The following is a 14,659-nucleotide window of genomic DNA, read 5'->3' on the forward strand; positions in this document are numbered from 1 at the left end:
GCTCCTATCGCTATGGAAGAAGGTCTGCGCTTCGCTATCCGCGAAGGTGGCCGTACCGTTGGCGCTGGCGTGGTTGCCAAGATCATTGCGTAATCCTTTACCCATAACAAGGAATACACAATGTCCAAGCAAAAAATCCGCATCCGCCTGAAGGCGTTTGATTACAAGCTGATCGACCAGTCGGCTGCCGAAATCGTGGAAACCGCGAAGCGCACCGGCGCTATCGTGAAGGGTCCAGTGCCACTGCCAACCCGCATGAAGCGTTTCGACATCCTGCGTTCGCCCCACGTGAACAAGACTTCGCGTGACCAGCTGGAAATTCGCACTCACCAACGTCTGATGGACATTGTCGATCCTACCGACAAGACTGTTGACGCTCTGATGAAGCTGGACCTGGCTGCCGGCGTGGACGTCGAGATCAAACTGCAATAAGGCCTGAAAACCACATCTCCGGATGTGGTTGCTAGCCCTTTCTAACGCGAACTTGCCTATTTGGGAGGTTCGCGTTAGAATTTATGGCTTCGTACTTTAGCTATCTAAATGATCCTTTCATTTAGGGAGTGGGCGCGAAGTTTTTATCAACCTTCTTTCGTGCAAGGGGCTTTTGGCCTTGTGCAACACCGAGCCAATTGCAGTTTCGGTGGCGGAAGTTTTGGAGCAACAAATGAGTCAAAGCAACTCCCTCGGGTTGCTGGGCCGTAAGGTAGGCATGATGCGCCTGTTCACGGATGACGGCGATGCAGTGCCTGTCACCGTGGTGGATGTGTCTAACAACCGCGTGACCCAGGTCAAAACCCAAGAGAACGACGGCTATGTGGCCTTGCAGGTCACCTTTGGTCAACGCCGCGCTTCGCGCGTGACCAAGCCCGCCGCTGGCCACTTGGCCAAGGCTGGTGTGGAAGCCGGTGAAATCACCCAGGAATTCCGCGTTGGTGCAGACACTGCCGGCAAGTATGCCGCTGGTGCTTCCCTGCCAGTGACCGAGATCTTCGCCGTGGGCCAAAAGGTCGACGTGCAAGGTACCTCGATCGGTAAGGGCTACGCCGGTACCATCAAGCGTCACAACTTCAGCTCGCAGCGTGCTTCGCACGGTAACAGCCGTTCGCACAATGTTCCCGGCTCGATCGGTATGGCACAAGACCCAGGTCGCGTGTTCCCCGGCAAGCGCATGACCGGTCACATGGGCGATGAAACCGTGACTACCCAGAATCTCGACGTGGTTCGCATCGACGAAGCCCGTCAACTGCTGTTGATCAAGGGTGCGATCCCTGGCGCGAAGAATGGCTTCGTGACCGTGCGCCCCGCTGTCAAGGCAGCCGCTAAAGGAGCGAACTAATGAAGCTCGAACTCCTGAACGAACAAGGTAAGGCAGCATCCCAAGTGGACGCTCCTGAAACCGTGTTTGGTCGTGATTTCAACGAAGACCTGATTCACCAGATCGTCGTTGCTTACCGCGCCAATGGCCGTCAAGGCACACGTGCTCAGAAAGACCGTGAACAAGTAAGCCACACCACCGCCAAGCCTTTCAAGCAAAAGGGTACTGGCCGTGCACGTGCCGGTATGTCGTCGTCGCCTCTGTGGCGTGGCGGCGGTCGCATCTTCCCGAATCTGCCTGAAGAAAACTTCACGCAGAAGATCAACAAGAAGATGTACCGCGCCGGTATGGCTTCCATCCTGTCGCAGCTGGCCCGCGAAGGCCGTCTGGCCGTGGTGGAATCGCTGAAGGTGGACTCTCCAAAGACCAAGGCTCTGGCTGACAAGTTCAAGTCCATGAACCTGGACTCGGTGATGGTGATCGCTGAAGAAGTGGACGAAAACCTGTACCTGGCATCGCGCAACCTGAAGAACGTGTTCGTGGTCGAGCCACGCTACGCTGACCCAGTGTCGCTGGTGCATTTCAAGAAAGTGCTCGTCACCAAGGGCGCGATCGACAAACTCAAGGAGATGTTCGCATGAGCACGCTGAAGTTTGACGAAGGTCGTCTGATGCAAGTGTTGGTCGCTCCCATCGTGTCCGAAAAGGCCACCCTGGTTGCCGAAAAGTCCAACGCTGTGACGTTTAAGGTGCTGCAGAACGCTACCAAGCCAGAAATCAAGGCCGCTGTGGAATTGATGTTCAAGGTTGAGGTGCTGGGCGTGTCTGTGGTGAACACCAAGGGCAAGACCAAGCGCTTTGGCAAGACCATTGGCCGTCGCGACAACGTTCGCAAGGCTTATGTCCGCCTGAAGCCCGGTCAAGAGCTGAACCTCGGGGAGGCTGCTTAATCATGGCTGTTATCAAGCTCAAACCAACTTCCCCAGGCCAACGCCATGTGGTGAAGGTGACCCGCAGCCACCTGCACAAGGGTGAAGGTTTCGCCCCCCTGCTGGAGCCTCAGTTCCAGAAGGCCGGTCGCAACAACAACGGTCACATTACTACCCGTCACAAGGGCGGTGGTCACAAGCACCACTACCGCGTGGTGGACTTCAAGCGCAACAAGGACGGTATCCCCGCCAAGGTTGAGCGCATTGAATACGATCCAAACCGTACCGCTCACATCGCTCTGGTGTGCTATGCAGACGGCGAGCGTCGCTACGTCATTGCTCCTCGCAACCTGGAAGTCGGCGCAACCATCATCAGCGGCTCTGAAGCGCCGATCCGCGTGGGTAACACCCTGCCGATCCGCAACATCCCTGTGGGCTCGACCATCCACTGCATCGAACTGAAGATCGGCGCTGGTGCGCAGATCGCACGTTCTGCTGGTACGTCGGCAACCCTGCTGGCTCGTGAAGGCGTCTACGCTCAAGTGCGTATGCGTTCGGGCGAAGTTCGCAAGGTGCATATCGAATGCCGCGCAACCATTGGTGAAGTCGCCAACGAAGAACACAGCCTGCGCCAATTGGGCAAGGCCGGTGTCAAGCGTTGGATGGGTATCCGCCCAACCGTCCGCGGTGTGGTGATGAACCCTGTTGACCACCCACATGGCGGTGGTGAAGGCAAGACCGGTGAAGGCCGTCACGCAGTTGACCCATGGGGCAATCTGACGAAGGGCTACCGTACCCGTAACAACAAGCGCACACAGACCATGATCGTGTCGCGCCGTAAGAAGTAAGGGGTAACAAATGACTCGTTCTCTCAAAAAGGGCCCGTTTGTTGACCATCACTTGCTGGCCAAGGTCGAGAAGGCCATTGCCACCAAGGACAAGAAGCCAGTGAAGACCTGGTCGCGTCGCTCCATGGTTCTGCCCGATTTCATCGGTCTGACCATTGCCGTGCACAACGGCAAGCAACACGTGCCTGTGTATGTAACCGACCAGATGGTGGGCCACAAGCTGGGCGAATTCGCCCTGACGCGCACCTTCAAGGGTCACCCAGCTGATAAAAAAGCGAAGAAGTAAGGAGTAGACCATGTCTGAAACACGTGCAGTCCTCCGCGGCGTTCGCCTGTCGGTTGACAAAGGCCGTCTGGTTGCGGATCTGATTCGCGGCAAGAAGGTTGACCAAGCTCTGAACATTCTCGAATTCACGCAGAAAAAAGCTGCTGTGATCGTCAAGAAGGTTCTGGAGTCCGCTATCGCCAACGCTGAGCACAACGACGGCGCTGACATCGATGAATTGAAGGTCAAGACCATCTTCGTCGAGCAGGGCACGACGCTCAAGCGTTTCACCGCTCGCGCCAAGGGCCGCGGCAACCGCATCAGCAAGCCTACCTGCCACATTTATGTGACCGTGGGTAACTGAGGCCTAAAGGAAGAATATGGGACAGAAAATCCATCCTACCGGCTTCCGTCTGGCGGTGAGCCGCAACTGGGCTAGCCGCTGGTACGCAAGCAACCGTGACTTCGCCGGCATGCTGGCTGAAGACATCAAGGTTCGTGAGTACCTGAAAGAGAAGCTGAAGAACGCTGCCGTGGCACGCGTTTTGATCGAGCGTCCTGCCAAGAACGCCCGTATCACGATCTACTCGGCTCGTCCTGGTGTTGTGATCGGCAAGAAGGGTGAAGACATCGAGAACCTGAAGAAGGAACTCGCTGCTCGCCTGGGCGTGCCAGTCGCTGTGAACATCGAAGAAGTGCGCAAGCCTGAAATCGATGCCCAGCTGATTGCTGACTCGATCACCCAGCAGCTCGAAAAGCGTATCCAGTTCCGTCGCGCCATGAAGCGTGCGATGCAGAACGCGATGCGTCTGGGCGCTCAAGGTATCAAGATCATGTCGTCGGGCCGTCTGAACGGTATCGACATCGCACGTACCGAGTGGTACCGCGAAGGCCGCGTGCCTCTGCACACCCTGCGTGCCGACATCGACTATGGTTTCTCTGAAGCCAAGACCACCTACGGCATCATCGGTGTCAAGGTGTGGGTCTACAAGGGTGACACTCTGGGTCGTAACGATCTGCCAGCCGCAGAAACGCCACGTCCTGAAGAAGAGCGCCGTCCACGCGGCCCACGCCGTGACAACCGCAATGGCGATCGTCCATCGCGTGGTCCACGTCGTGCCGCTGGTGGTAATGTGGCTCCTGCAGACGGTAGCGATAAGCCTGCCGGCGCTGGTGCCGATTCCGTTAAGCGCGTTCGCAAGACTGACGCGCCCGCTACAGCAGCGGACGGTAAAGGAGAATAATTATGCTGCAACCTGCTCGCCGCAAATACCGCAAGGAGCAAAAGGGTCGCAACACCGGCATCGCAACGCGTGGTAACTCCGTTGCTTTCGGTGACTTCGGCCTGAAGTGCACGGACCGTGGCCGTCTGACGGCTCGCCAGATCGAGGCTGCACGTCGTGCAATCTCTCGTCACGTCAAGCGTGGCGGCCGTATCTGGATCCGCGTGTTCCCTGACAAGCCAATCTCGACCAAGCCAGCCGAAGTCCGTATGGGTAACGGTAAGGGCAACCCAGAGTACTACGTGGCTGAAATTCAGCCCGGTAAGATGGTGTTCGAAATCGTTGGCGTGCCCGAAGAACTGGCCCGTGAAGCGTTCCGCCTGGCTGCCGCCAAGCTGCCGCTGCGCACCTCGTTCGTGACCCGTCAACTTGGCGCTTAATCAGGAGAAATCGAAATGACGAAAGCTGCTGAACTGCGCCAAAAAGACGTTGCTGGCCTGGAAGCCGAGATCAAGTCCTTGCAAAAGGCTCACTTTGGTCTGCGCATGCAAAAGGCAACGCAACAACTGGGCAACACCGCTACGCTCAAGGCTACCCGCCGCGACGTGGCCCGTGCCAAGACCATTCTTGCTGAAAAGCAAGCCGCCAAGTAATAGGAGCCGACATGACGGAAGCTAAAAAATCCCTCAAGCGCACCTTGATTGGCAAGGTGGTTAGCGATAAGCGTGAAAAGACCGTGACCGTTCTGGTAGAACGCCGCGTGAAGCACCCTATCTACGACAAGATCATGATCAAGTCCAGCAAGTACCACGCCCACGATGAAAAGGGCGAGTACAAGACGGGCGATACCATCGAGATCACCGAGAGCCGTCCGCTCTCCAAGACCAAGAACTGGGTGGCTACCCGCTTGGTGCAAAAGGCTGCTCTGGTTTAAGTCTTTTCTGACTTGCGCCAACGCAACTTGAAAAACGACCCACAATCTGTGGGTCGTTTTTTTATGGCCGTTTTCCGAGGAAGACGGCTCAACTGCCAGATTGGCAATTTACAAGGAGTACACCATGATCAAAGTTGGCGATTCGCTGCCATCCGTAACGCTGAGCGAGTTTGTCGCTGTCGAAGGCAACGGCTGCAGCCTGGGGCCCAATGCATTCGACGTGGCCAAGGAAGCTGCTGGCAAGACTGTGGCCGTGTTTGCCGTTCCCGGCGCATTCACGCCGACTTGCTCGGCCAAGCACCTGCCTGGCTATGTGGAAAAGGCTGCTGAATTCAAGGCTGCGGGCGTGGATGAAATCTGGTGTCTGTCGGTGAACGACGCCTTTGTGATGGGTGCCTGGGGCAAGGACCAGCACACCGAAGGCAAGGTGCGCATGATCGGTGACGGTGATGCTGCATTTGCCAAGGCCACCGGCCTGACGTTGGACCTCAATGGCAAGGGCCTGGGCCTGCGCAGCAACCGTTACTCGGCACTGGTCAAGGATGGCAAGATCGTGACCTTGAACGTGGAAGGCCCAGGCAAGTTCGAAGTCAGCGATGCGGACACCATCCTCAAGCAAGCCAAGGCTTGATGCATGTCTTTTGGGCTGGTAGCGCTTGCCAGCCATGCGCTAGAGGTCCTGAATCAATAGCAAAAGCACGCCTAGGCGTGCTTTTTTTGCGAGCCTGAAGGCGCAGTTGCCGCGCTGCATGCTGCAGAGAGGCCGCCTTGCGGTGTCTTGGCTGCGCAAGGCGGGAGGCACGCGCGGTATCAGCGGTTGCGGAAATCGTCGTGGCAGGCCTTGCAGCTGGCTGCGGCCGGTCCGAAAGCGGCCTTGAGCTTGTCCAGGTCTCCGGTTTTGGCTGCGGCTGCCAGTTTCACCGTCTCCGCTTGCATCTTGTCTGCCAGGTCCTTGAACTTGGCCTGCTCCTTCCAGATTTCCGGCTTGGCCTTGCCGCCTTCGTGTGCCGCATCAAAGCCGGCCCAAGGCAGTTTGGCCATCTGGGCCACGATGTCGGCATTCTGCTCGGCAGCCTTGGCATCGAAGGGTACCTTGCCATTGGCCATCGCGCCTACACGGCCAAAGTGTTGGGCCATCACAAACAAGGCCGACTGGCGGTACTTGATAGCGTCTTCGGCCTTGGCAAACTGGGCAGAAGCGCCAGTGCTGAAGCCCGAGAGAGCGGCGGCGCAAGCCAGGGCTGCGAGCAGAGGGTGTTTTTTCATCATGGTGGGGACGTCCTTTTATCGGTATTGCGGGGGACTGTATGGCACGGCGATGGTGCATGGCGCGGAGCGCCTGGCCGGTTGCCAGCCTGCCAGAATGTGCTCCACAATGCGATCGCTGACCGATTTGTAGCACATCCCGCAGTCCAAGACCATGACAACTTCCACGACCCCCGTTGATGCCACTATCCGTGTGTGGGACCTTCCCACACGATTGTTCCACTGGCTTCTGGTGCTGTGCTTCATTGGCGCATTTGTCACCGTCAAGATCGGCGGCAATGCCATGCTATGGCACCAGCGCTGCGGGTACGCCATTGGGGCACTGTTGCTGTTCCGGCTGTTGTGGGGGGTGGCAGGGGGCTACTGGTCGCGCTTTGGGCAGTTGGCTCTGTCGCCCCGCCGGGTGTTGGGCTATGTGGGTGGCAGGCCGGACGTGCGCGATGACGTGGGCCACAGCCCGACGGGCGCCTGGGCCGTTCTGGCCATGCTGGTGTTGCTGGCTGCGCAGGTGCTGAGCGGTTTGATGAGCGATGATGAAATTGCCTTTGCCGGGCCGCTGGCTCGCTTTGTATCAGGCGCTACCACCGGGCAGGCGACCTATTACCATGCCCACATCGGCCAGTGGTTGCTGCTGGGCCTGATTGGTCTGCATATCGCAGCCATCGTGTTCTATATCGTGCGGCTCAAGAAACCACTCGTTCGCCCGATGATCCATGGAGACAAGCAACTGGCTCGTGCATCGATTGCACCTGCGCCGCCAGCGTCCCGTGACACTGCGGGTTCGCGCCTGGTGGCGCTGGTACTGGCCCTGGTGTGCGCTGGGGTGATGTGGTGGGTATCCGGACTGTGAGCCCACTGGTTGCTTCATGCATCGGGAGTTACATGAAAATGGCATTCTGCGCACATACTCATTGCGCAGAATGCTATTATTTTTGATGATTCAGAGCCGGACTTCGGCCTTGAGATAGTGCGTGCCCGCAATGGGGTTGTGGTAGTACGGCGGAATCTCCTCGAACCCGAAGTCGGCATACAGCGCTCGGGCGGATTCCATGCTATCCAGTGTGTCGAGCAGTATGCAGTCGTACCCCAGCTGAGCCGCCATGGTCAAGGTGTGGTCCACCAGCTGGCGGCCCAGGCCAAAACCGCGAAAAGCCTTGCGCACATAGAGGCGCTTCATCTCGCAGGCGTTCGCGTAGTCGACATCGTCGATTGGTCGCAGGGCGCAGCAGCCGGCCACGGCGCCTTCGACAAGCGCCAGCACCAGATGACCGCGTGGCGCGGCGTATTCGCCGGGCAACTCGGCCAGTTCTTCCTCAAAACCCTGGAAATCCAGGTCCACATCCAAGCTGCCTGCGTATTCCACAAAAATCTCGCGCGTTGCTTCCAGCTCTTCTGGATTTGTTGGATGGATGAGCGTTATCTCAGGTCTGTCCACGGCCGGGGTACGTAATGAAGGAATGGGCAGTGTAGCGCCCCGCCAATGCTGCACCGCAATAGAAAGGCCCCACGCACTCTTGCCGCATGGGTTCATGGAGGGAGGCGATAGGCAGCAAAAAGCCGCCTGGACAAAGGCGGCTTTGGCGGCTGGAGGCGGGTCAGGCTTCTGCGAGCAGCTTTTCGATCAGCTTGTGCAGCTCGGCAAAATCAGGGGCGCCGACATAGCTTTTGACGATATTGCCCTGCTTGTTGACGACGAACGTGGTCGGCGTCAGCTGAATGTCGCCCCAGTCCTTGGCGATCTTGCCGGTGTTGTCGATCGCAACCTTGAATGGCAGCTTGCGCGATTCTGCAAAATTGACCACATAGCTGGGCGGATCGTAGCTCATGGCCACGGCCAGCGTGTCGTAGCCTTGGTCCTTGTACTTGTCGTAGGTCTTGATGATTTCGGGCATCTCGGCCACACAGGTGGTGCAGCTGGTGGCCCAGAAGTTGACCAGCGTGACCTTGCCTCTCATGTCTGCCGTGGTCTTGGTGGCGCCATTGAGCAGCACGAACTGGCTCTCGGGCGCCGCTGCTTGCCCGGTGCCGTGGTACACGTAGGCACCCACGCCCACCGCCACTGCGATGACGAGGCCTGCGATCAATGAGGTGGAGGATTTGTTGGCCATTGCGGTCGGATCAAAAGCGGGGCAGAAAGTTCTGCACCGGATGCATTATGCGCGGTATGGCCGCATGTGACGGTCATCGCGGTCTTTGCCGGGGCGAGGGGTGGATGTGAGGTAATTTGGCCTTCTGGCGCTTGATGGGGGCGCGCTGGCAGCTCTCTTTTGGATAGCGAAACGTTTATCACTTCTTCGCAGGCCGCAGTCGCTGAAACCGGCAACTGGCGATAATGGCAGCATGTACCGCCTCCTTCGCGCCCTCATTGCAATGGCTCTGCTGGCCGCCTGCAGTCCTGTGCTCAACTGGCGTACGGTGGCGTTTGCCGACGCGCCGCTCACGGCGATGCTGCCCTGCAAGCCCGACCAGGCGGTTCGCGATGTGGACTGGGGCGCAGGCCGCATGCCATTGTCCATGGTGGGGTGCGAAGCGGGTGGCGCGACCTGGGCCGTGGCCCATGTGCTGCTCGGGCAGCCGCAGGACGTACCCATGGTGCTCGAACGCTGGCAGCAGGCGTTGCAAAAGCAATTGCAGCTTGCGTCCACCATTCCTGCAGGCACGCCATTTCTGATCAAGGGCGGGCTGGAATTGCCCCAGGCCATGCAGGTACAGTGGGAAGGGCGCGATGCAAAAGGAGGTGTCGTGGTGGCAGATGTGCGCTGGTTTGCAAGGCTGGAGGGCTCTGGCGTCCGCATCTACCAGGCACTGGTGCTGTCGCCTGGCCAACCTGTGGCGGCAACCGCGCGTGATACCTTTGTACAAGGTTTGCAATTGCGCTGAGGGTTTAGAACGTGTTTACGATCTCTACGCAGCCGCGTTGGAGTGCAATCGGGATGAGTTCGTAGCGATGGGGCGCAGCTTGCACCGGGGTGCAAGCAAGGGCCAGCGCGAAGAAATCGCCCGATTTCACTCCAACCCGTAGGGACAGTGGCCTTGCGGGCGGTCTGCGTTGTTGCAAATCCTCGCAATAGCGGGGCTATTGCTGCGGTATTGCGCCTAGCAGTCCATCCCGCAACCCCACTGTCGCGGCGCGAGGAGATCGTAAACACGTTCTAAGCAACACTACCAATGTTGCGCTGCCGCATAACCGCTACACTGCAAGTATGTTGCAATGCACCAAGCTTGTGTGATGCATTGCTTCAAAACCGTTGATATTATTGTTTTTTCTCTGATGAACAACCGGATCCTGTTGATCGCCCACGCACCGCTGGCCCATGCGCTGGCGCAGTGTGCTGCGCACGTGTTCCCCGACAGTGGGGAGCACGTGTTGGCGTTTGACGTGGAGGCCAGCGCCGATCCAGTGGCGACCTTGCAGGAGGCGCAGGCACTGGTTGCCAAAGGCGGCAGTGGCCCGCTTTTGGTGTTGAGCGACGTATTCGGCGCGACACCGCACAATGTGGCGCAGGAGTTGGCCAGGCTACGCACCGATACACGGCTGGTGACAGGTGTGAATCTGCCCATGCTGCTGCGCGCGCTGTGCTACCGGAAAGAAGAGTTGGACAGCCTGGTCGCGCGTGCTGTCGCTGGCGGCAGCCAGGGCATCATGCAAGTGACCCAGACCACGCCACAAAATCAAAATACCCGAGTCCATGATCACGACCACTGTCACCATCAGCAATAAACTGGGCCTGCATGCCCGTGCATCGGCCAAGCTCACCAAGTTGGCGGGTAGTTTTCCCTGCGAGGTCTGGATCACCCGGGGTGAGCGTCGCGTCAATGCCAAGAGCATCATGGGCGTGATGATGCTGGCAGCCGGCATTGGCACCGATGTGACGATCGAGACCGATGGTGCCGATGAGCAGCAGGCCATGGATGCGCTGCTTGCACTGATCAACGACAAGTTCGGCGAAGGCGAATAAGCCGCACTTCTGCGCCCCTTGCGCAGCCGCGCTGGAGCGCATCCTGTGCTTTGTGCGCTGGTCAATGCCACCCCCAGGGGAGGGGGTGCTCCATGCTTCGGAATCTGAATGCAGAGACGGTGCGTGCGTCGCCGCAACTCGCCTCCATTGCTGCTGTGACACGGCAATCTCGCAAAAATATATGCCCTGCCTTGTGAACCGGGCTTGCGCAGGCGTATAAATGAAGCCATTGCCGAAAAGGCATGAGCGCCGAGCCAGAGAGAGAGGAAATCCAGCATGACATTTGCCATTCACGGAATTGCAGTGGCCCGGGGCATTGCCATTGGCCGGGCAGTGATGGCGGCGTCCAGCCATCTGGATGTGACCCACTACCTGATCGAGGCTGAGCAGATCGAGCGCGAGATCGAGCGTGTGCGCAAAGGGCGTCTCGCCGTCATTGAAGAATTGCAGCACCTGCGCAGTGACCTGGGGGTGGATGCGCCGCAAGAGCTGGCACCCTTGCTGGATGTGCACCTGATGCTGGTGCAGGACGACATGCTCTCGTTGGGTGTGCGCCAGCTGATCACCGAACGCCTGTACAACGCCGAATGGGCGCTGACCGCACAGCTGGAGCTGCTGTGTCGCCAGTTTGACGAAATGGATGATGAGTACCTGCGCGAGCGCAAAGGCGACCTGCAGCAGGTGGTGGAGCGGGTGCTGCGCCATATGCGGGGCGTCTCCAGCCCGGTAGAGGCGCCTGCCAGCGCACCTGCTGGCGATGGAGGCGAAAACCAGCAGGATTGGGTGGAAGGCGGCCGTGACGCGCCCATGGTGCTGATTGCCAACGACCTGTCGCCCGCTGACATGCTGCAGTTCAAGCAAAGCGTATTTGCCGGTTTTGTGACGGCAGTGGGAGGCAAGACCAGCCACACGGCCATTGTGGCGCGCAGCATGGAAATTCCTGCGGTGGTGGGAGCCCGTACGGCCAGCCAGCTAATCCGGGCCGACGACTGGGTCATCATTGATGGCGATGCGGGCGAAGTCATTGTGGACCCTTCGCCCATCCTGTTGGAAGAGTATCGCTTCAAGCAGCGCCAGATTCGCCTGGAGCGTGAGCGCCTTTCGCGTCTGCGCGATACGCCGTCGATCACCATCGATGGCGAACGCATTGAGCTTCTGGCCAATATCGAGCAGCCGGGCGATGGCCCCGCAGCGGTCAATGCGGGTGCCGTGGGGGTGGGGCTCTTCCGTACCGAATTTCTGTTCATGGGCCGGGGCGGCAAGCTGCCCGGCGAAGAAGAGCAGTACCGCGCCTACCGGGAAGCGCTTGAAGGCATGCAGGGCATGCCCGTCACCATCCGAACGCTGGATGTGGGTGCCGACAAGCCACTGGACAAGGCGCAGCCCAAGGACTACCACCTGAACCCGGCCCTGGGCCTGCGCGCCATCCGTTTCAGCCTGGCTGATCCGGACATGTTCCGCACGCAATTGCGCGCTGTGCTGCGTGCCGCCGCATATGGGCCGGTGCAGCTGTTGTTTCCGATGCTGGCGCATGTCAGCGAGATACGTCAGACGCTGGCGCTGGTGGAGCAGGCGTCGGCAGAGCTGCGCGAACGCGGTATCCCGCAGGGCCACGTCAAACTGGGCGCGATGATCGAGATACCGGCCGCAGCGCTTGCTGTGCGCACCTTTCTCAAGTACTTCGATTTCTTGTCCATTGGCACCAACGATCTGATCCAGTACACGCTGGCCATCGACCGCGCAGACGAAGCCGTGGCCCAGCTCTATGATCCGCTGCACCCGGCGGTGCTGCGCCTCATTGCGGAAGTCATCCAGGCAGCGAAGGCTGCGGGCAAGGAAGTGTGTGTGTGCGGTGAGATGGCCGGGGATGTGGCTACCACCAAGCTGCTGCTGGGCCTGGGCCTGCGCAGCTTCTCCATGCAGCCTGCACAGATTCTGGCCATCAAGCAGGAAGTGCTGCGCGCCAACACCCTGCAATTGGCCAAATGGGCGCAGCAGGTCATTGATGCGGAAGATCCGTCAGCGCTGCTGGAGAGCTGAAATCGTAGACCCGTTTTGAGTCCGGGCCGCAGCTCAGTCCGCCTGGGTGCGAAAGCGGTTGCGGTATTCGGTGGGCGTAGTGCCCAGCTTGCGGCGAAATGCACGGTGCAAGGTATCGGTGGTGTGGAAGCCGCAGGTTTCGGCCACGCGCTCCAGCGAGGCATCGGTGGCTTCGAGCTGTTGGCGTGCCGCTTCGACGCGGGCCGCCTCCAGGTAGGCTGCGGGTGTCATGCCTAGCTCGGTCTTGAAGATGCGTGCCAATTGCCGGTCGCTGACATGCATCTGCTCTGCCAGGTCGAACATCGACAATGGCCGGGCCAGGTTCTGCGCGATGTACTGGCGCAAGGCGTCCATGCGGCGCGTGGAGGACAGTGGCTCCAGCATCACGCTGAACTGGCTTTGCCCGCCAGGCCTTTTGAGAAACATCACCAGGTGGCGAGCCACGCGCAGGGCCAGGGGATTGCCGAAATCCTCGGCCACCAGCGCCAATGCCAGATCCAGGCAGGTGGTCAGGCCTGCGCCAGTCCAGATATGGCCTTGCTGGATGTAGATGCGGTCTGCATCGACATCGATATCGGGGTGATCATGGGCCAGTTGTGCGGCGGTGGACCAATGCGTGGTGGCCTGCTTGCCGCGCAGCAAGCCAGCGGCCGCCAGAATGTGTGCGCCTACGCAGACCGATGCCACGCGCCTGGACTGTGACGCCAGCGTCTTGACCCATTGCACAACTGCCGGATCGGTCAGTGCCTGCACCCGGCCCGTTTCGTCGACGGCCACCGAGCCGGGTACCACCAGCGTATCAATGGCCTGGTTGCGAAGGCCGGCAAAGTCGATATCCGGCAACACACGTACGCCAGCGGAGGTCGTGACGGGCTCCATGGTTTCGGCGGCGAGCAGCACGCGGTAGCCCGTGGGCTGTGTCATCTCGCGCTGCAGCAGGGCAAACACCTCGGGCGGGCCGGTCACATCGAGCAGATCCACGCGGTCAAACAGCACAATCACGATCCGGCGTTCAGGGGGAAGCATGTGGGTCTCTTCAGGGGCAAGGGCGGGTATGTCGGTTTCTGCGGCAAAGACGGCATTGCTGGGCAGGTGGCGGCTGCCTAAGATGCCTCACATCCCCCGCCACTGGGCGGTTCCTGCAACGAATAGAGCGAGAAACCATGAACACTGCCACTTTACGCGAACTCAATGGATTGAACCCACAGCCTGCCACCCTGGCGCAATCAACCCTGATTCTGGTGGACTACCAGAACACCTATACCCGGGGCGTGATGGAGCTCGAAGGCTGGCAGGCGGCGCTTGATGCGGCTGCGCAGCTTCTGGCGCAGGCGCGTGCGCAAGGCGCCAGGGTGATCCATGTCATGCATGATGGCGGCGAAGGCAGCCCCTACGATATTCGCACCGATATCGGCCAGATCCACGCCAGTGTGGCACCCCTGCTCGATGAGCCCGTGGTCATCAAAGGCGCACCCAATGCCTTTGTCAACACCACCTTGGGGCAAGAGGTGGATGCCGCTGGCAACAAGCAGGTGGTCATTGCAGGCTTCATGAGCCATATGTGCGTCACCTTCACTGCGGAAGGCGCCTTCCTGCGCGGCAATCAGCCCACGGTGGTGGCCAATGCCTGTGCTACAAGGCCCTTGCGGTCTGCTGCTGGCGCGGTGCCCGCAATGCAACTCCACCAGAGCGCCATGGCGACTATTGGCGATCTGTATGCCGTAGTGGTCAACAGCAGTGCCGAGTTAGGCTGAACCTGCCGACCTTGCCGACTGGGTGTTGCCTGCCAGCCTGCGCACTTGAGCAGCCTGTTTACTCGGAAACCAAGAAAAAAGCGGCAGATGTCTGCCGCTTTTTGCTTTGCCGGTGGCTGGTGCGTCG

General features: G+C 59.5%; 22 protein-coding genes and 1 pseudogene. 19 read left to right on the forward strand and 4 right to left on the reverse strand.

Annotated elements, in window-relative coordinates; translation table 11 throughout:
* The 13 genes and pseudogenes from ABIE32_RS20000 to ABIE32_RS20060 all read left to right on the forward strand — a co-directional run.
* A pseudogene (locus tag ABIE32_RS20000) lies at positions 1-93 on the forward strand (hypothetical protein); the annotation flags it as partial.
* 27 nt (positions 94-120) lie between these two features.
* Complete coding sequence (gene rpsJ / locus ABIE32_RS20005; protein ID WP_021025591.1) at positions 121-432, forward strand: 30S ribosomal protein S10; 312 nt, start codon at positions 121-123, stop codon at positions 430-432.
* Between the two features lie 232 nt (positions 433-664).
* Positions 665-1,336, forward strand: a complete 672-nt coding sequence (gene rplC, locus ABIE32_RS20010) for a 50S ribosomal protein L3 (protein WP_184711651.1) — start codon at positions 665-667, stop codon at positions 1,334-1,336.
* Complete coding sequence (rplD, locus tag ABIE32_RS20015) at positions 1,336-1,956, forward strand: 50S ribosomal protein L4 (protein ID WP_184711652.1); 621 nt, start codon at positions 1,336-1,338, stop codon at positions 1,954-1,956. Before rplC ends, rplD begins: the two co-directional genes overlap by 1 nt.
* Complete coding sequence (gene rplW, locus ABIE32_RS20020) at positions 1,953-2,264, forward strand: 50S ribosomal protein L23 (RefSeq protein ID WP_184711653.1); 312 nt, start codon at positions 1,953-1,955, stop codon at positions 2,262-2,264. Before rplD ends, rplW begins: the two co-directional genes overlap by 4 nt.
* Positions 2,265-2,266: 2 nt before the next feature.
* Positions 2,267-3,091 (forward strand): 50S ribosomal protein L2, encoded by an 825-nt coding sequence (gene rplB, locus ABIE32_RS20025; protein ID WP_184711654.1) that lies wholly within the window; start codon positions 2,267-2,269, stop codon positions 3,089-3,091.
* Between the two features lie 10 nt (positions 3,092-3,101).
* Positions 3,102-3,377, forward strand: a complete 276-nt coding sequence (rpsS, locus tag ABIE32_RS20030) for a 30S ribosomal protein S19 (protein WP_024001800.1) — start codon at positions 3,102-3,104, stop codon at positions 3,375-3,377.
* A 10-nt stretch (positions 3,378-3,387) separates the two neighbouring features.
* Positions 3,388-3,720 (forward strand): 50S ribosomal protein L22, encoded by a 333-nt coding sequence (gene rplV / locus ABIE32_RS20035; RefSeq protein WP_021025597.1) that lies wholly within the window; start codon positions 3,388-3,390, stop codon positions 3,718-3,720.
* A gap of 16 nt (positions 3,721-3,736) precedes the next feature.
* Positions 3,737-4,600, forward strand: coding sequence for a 30S ribosomal protein S3 (gene rpsC / locus ABIE32_RS20040; protein WP_184711655.1), 864 nt, complete (start codon positions 3,737-3,739; stop codon positions 4,598-4,600).
* A gap of 2 nt (positions 4,601-4,602) precedes the next feature.
* The gene (gene rplP, locus ABIE32_RS20045) at positions 4,603-5,019 is read left to right on the forward strand and encodes a 50S ribosomal protein L16 (protein WP_429018800.1); all 417 of its coding nucleotides are present in this window, start codon (positions 4,603-4,605) and stop codon (positions 5,017-5,019) included.
* A 15-nt stretch (positions 5,020-5,034) separates the two neighbouring features.
* A complete protein-coding gene (gene rpmC / locus ABIE32_RS20050) occupies positions 5,035-5,232 on the forward strand; it encodes a 50S ribosomal protein L29 (RefSeq protein WP_184711657.1) in 198 nt (65 codons plus the stop codon).
* An 11-nt stretch (positions 5,233-5,243) separates the two neighbouring features.
* The gene (rpsQ, locus tag ABIE32_RS20055) at positions 5,244-5,513 is read left to right on the forward strand and encodes a 30S ribosomal protein S17 (RefSeq protein WP_224151096.1); all 270 of its coding nucleotides are present in this window, start codon (positions 5,244-5,246) and stop codon (positions 5,511-5,513) included.
* 124 nt (positions 5,514-5,637) lie between these two features.
* Positions 5,638-6,144, forward strand: coding sequence for a peroxiredoxin (locus ABIE32_RS20060; protein WP_429018802.1), 507 nt, complete (start codon positions 5,638-5,640; stop codon positions 6,142-6,144).
* A 179-nt stretch (positions 6,145-6,323) separates the two neighbouring features.
* Here ABIE32_RS20060 and ABIE32_RS20065 read toward each other — a convergent pair whose 3' ends face one another.
* Complete coding sequence (locus ABIE32_RS20065; protein WP_429018805.1) at positions 6,324-6,782, reverse strand: c-type cytochrome; 459 nt, start codon at positions 6,780-6,782, stop codon at positions 6,324-6,326.
* Between the two features lie 151 nt (positions 6,783-6,933).
* On the opposite strand from ABIE32_RS20065, the gene ABIE32_RS20070 reads away from it, so the two are divergent.
* Positions 6,934-7,629 (forward strand): cytochrome b/b6 domain-containing protein, encoded by a 696-nt coding sequence (locus ABIE32_RS20070; RefSeq protein WP_429018807.1) that lies wholly within the window; start codon positions 6,934-6,936, stop codon positions 7,627-7,629.
* Positions 7,630-7,719: 90 nt separating this feature from the next.
* On the opposite strand, the gene ABIE32_RS20075 is transcribed toward ABIE32_RS20070, so the two are convergent.
* Both ABIE32_RS20075 and ABIE32_RS20080 read right to left on the reverse strand, forming a co-directional pair.
* Positions 7,720-8,214 carry a GNAT family N-acetyltransferase gene (locus ABIE32_RS20075; protein WP_224151099.1) on the reverse strand — a complete coding sequence of 165 codons (495 nt, stop codon included), beginning with the start codon at positions 8,212-8,214 and terminating at the stop codon, positions 7,720-7,722.
* 160 nt (positions 8,215-8,374) lie between these two features.
* Positions 8,375-8,887 carry a TlpA disulfide reductase family protein gene (locus ABIE32_RS20080; RefSeq protein ID WP_429018810.1) on the reverse strand — a complete coding sequence of 171 codons (513 nt, stop codon included), beginning with the start codon at positions 8,885-8,887 and terminating at the stop codon, positions 8,375-8,377.
* 232 nt (positions 8,888-9,119) lie between these two features.
* Here ABIE32_RS20080 and ABIE32_RS20085 point away from each other — a divergent pair, with 232 nt between their 5' ends.
* The 4 genes from ABIE32_RS20085 (at position 9,120) to ptsP (ending at position 12,778) form a co-directional block, all read left to right on the forward strand.
* Complete coding sequence (locus ABIE32_RS20085; protein WP_429018813.1) at positions 9,120-9,659, forward strand: hypothetical protein; 540 nt, start codon at positions 9,120-9,122, stop codon at positions 9,657-9,659.
* Between the two features lie 391 nt (positions 9,660-10,050).
* Positions 10,051-10,500, forward strand: a complete 450-nt coding sequence (locus ABIE32_RS20090; RefSeq protein WP_429018845.1) for a PTS sugar transporter subunit IIA — start codon at positions 10,051-10,053, stop codon at positions 10,498-10,500.
* On the forward strand, positions 10,469-10,738 hold the full coding sequence (locus tag ABIE32_RS20095) for an HPr family phosphocarrier protein (protein WP_224151102.1): 270 nt from the start codon (positions 10,469-10,471) through the stop codon (positions 10,736-10,738). Before ABIE32_RS20090 ends, ABIE32_RS20095 begins: the two co-directional genes overlap by 32 nt.
* Positions 10,739-11,014: 276 nt before the next feature.
* Positions 11,015-12,778 carry a phosphoenolpyruvate--protein phosphotransferase gene (gene ptsP, locus ABIE32_RS20100; protein WP_429018816.1) on the forward strand — a complete coding sequence of 588 codons (1,764 nt, stop codon included), beginning with the start codon at positions 11,015-11,017 and terminating at the stop codon, positions 12,776-12,778.
* A gap of 33 nt (positions 12,779-12,811) precedes the next feature.
* On the opposite strand, the gene ABIE32_RS20105 is transcribed toward ptsP, so the two are convergent.
* Positions 12,812-13,804, reverse strand: a complete 993-nt coding sequence (locus tag ABIE32_RS20105) for a GlxA family transcriptional regulator (protein ID WP_429018819.1) — start codon at positions 13,802-13,804, stop codon at positions 12,812-12,814.
* A 137-nt stretch (positions 13,805-13,941) separates the two neighbouring features.
* Here ABIE32_RS20105 and ABIE32_RS20110 point away from each other — a divergent pair, with 137 nt between their 5' ends.
* Entirely contained in the window at positions 13,942-14,532 is a 591-nt protein-coding gene (locus tag ABIE32_RS20110; protein WP_224151105.1) for an isochorismatase family protein, read from the forward strand.
* Positions 14,533-14,659 lie beyond the last annotated feature (127 nt).

Origin of the sequence: Comamonas sp. 4034, from assembly GCF_050434545.1 — a bacterium.
Lineage (GTDB): Bacteria > Pseudomonadota > Gammaproteobacteria > Burkholderiales > Burkholderiaceae_C > Comamonas > Comamonas odontotermitis.

Coding starts and splice junctions, on each gene's coding strand:
- ABIE32_RS20090 (WP_429018845.1), top strand. CDS start 10,051: ATGAACAACCGGATCCTGTTGATCGCCCACGCACCGCTGGCCCATGCG.
- rpmC (WP_184711657.1), top strand. CDS start 5,035: ATGACGAAAGCTGCTGAACTGCGCCAAAAAGACGTTGCTGGCCTGGAA.
- rplP (WP_429018800.1), top strand. CDS start 4,603: ATGCTGCAACCTGCTCGCCGCAAATACCGCAAGGAGCAAAAGGGTCGC.
- ABIE32_RS20065 (WP_429018805.1), bottom strand. CDS start 6,782: ATGATGAAAAAACACCCTCTGCTCGCAGCCCTGGCTTGCGCCGCCGCT.
- rpsJ (WP_021025591.1), top strand. CDS start 121: ATGTCCAAGCAAAAAATCCGCATCCGCCTGAAGGCGTTTGATTACAAG.
- ABIE32_RS20095 (WP_224151102.1), top strand. CDS start 10,469: ATGATCACGACCACTGTCACCATCAGCAATAAACTGGGCCTGCATGCC.
- rplW (WP_184711653.1), top strand. CDS start 1,953: ATGAGCACGCTGAAGTTTGACGAAGGTCGTCTGATGCAAGTGTTGGTC.
- ABIE32_RS20085 (WP_429018813.1), top strand. CDS start 9,120: ATGTACCGCCTCCTTCGCGCCCTCATTGCAATGGCTCTGCTGGCCGCC.
- rplV (WP_021025597.1), top strand. CDS start 3,388: ATGTCTGAAACACGTGCAGTCCTCCGCGGCGTTCGCCTGTCGGTTGAC.
- rpsS (WP_024001800.1), top strand. CDS start 3,102: ATGACTCGTTCTCTCAAAAAGGGCCCGTTTGTTGACCATCACTTGCTG.
- rplC (WP_184711651.1), top strand. CDS start 665: ATGAGTCAAAGCAACTCCCTCGGGTTGCTGGGCCGTAAGGTAGGCATG.
- ABIE32_RS20105 (WP_429018819.1), bottom strand. CDS start 13,804: ATGCTTCCCCCTGAACGCCGGATCGTGATTGTGCTGTTTGACCGCGTG.
- ABIE32_RS20080 (WP_429018810.1), bottom strand. CDS start 8,887: ATGGCCAACAAATCCTCCACCTCATTGATCGCAGGCCTCGTCATCGCA.
- rplB (WP_184711654.1), top strand. CDS start 2,267: ATGGCTGTTATCAAGCTCAAACCAACTTCCCCAGGCCAACGCCATGTG.
- ABIE32_RS20070 (WP_429018807.1), top strand. CDS start 6,934: ATGACAACTTCCACGACCCCCGTTGATGCCACTATCCGTGTGTGGGAC.
- rplD (WP_184711652.1), top strand. CDS start 1,336: ATGAAGCTCGAACTCCTGAACGAACAAGGTAAGGCAGCATCCCAAGTG.
- rpsC (WP_184711655.1), top strand. CDS start 3,737: ATGGGACAGAAAATCCATCCTACCGGCTTCCGTCTGGCGGTGAGCCGC.
- ptsP (WP_429018816.1), top strand. CDS start 11,015: ATGACATTTGCCATTCACGGAATTGCAGTGGCCCGGGGCATTGCCATT.
- ABIE32_RS20060 (WP_429018802.1), top strand. CDS start 5,638: ATGATCAAAGTTGGCGATTCGCTGCCATCCGTAACGCTGAGCGAGTTT.
- ABIE32_RS20110 (WP_224151105.1), top strand. CDS start 13,942: ATGAACACTGCCACTTTACGCGAACTCAATGGATTGAACCCACAGCCT.
- rpsQ (WP_224151096.1), top strand. CDS start 5,244: ATGACGGAAGCTAAAAAATCCCTCAAGCGCACCTTGATTGGCAAGGTG.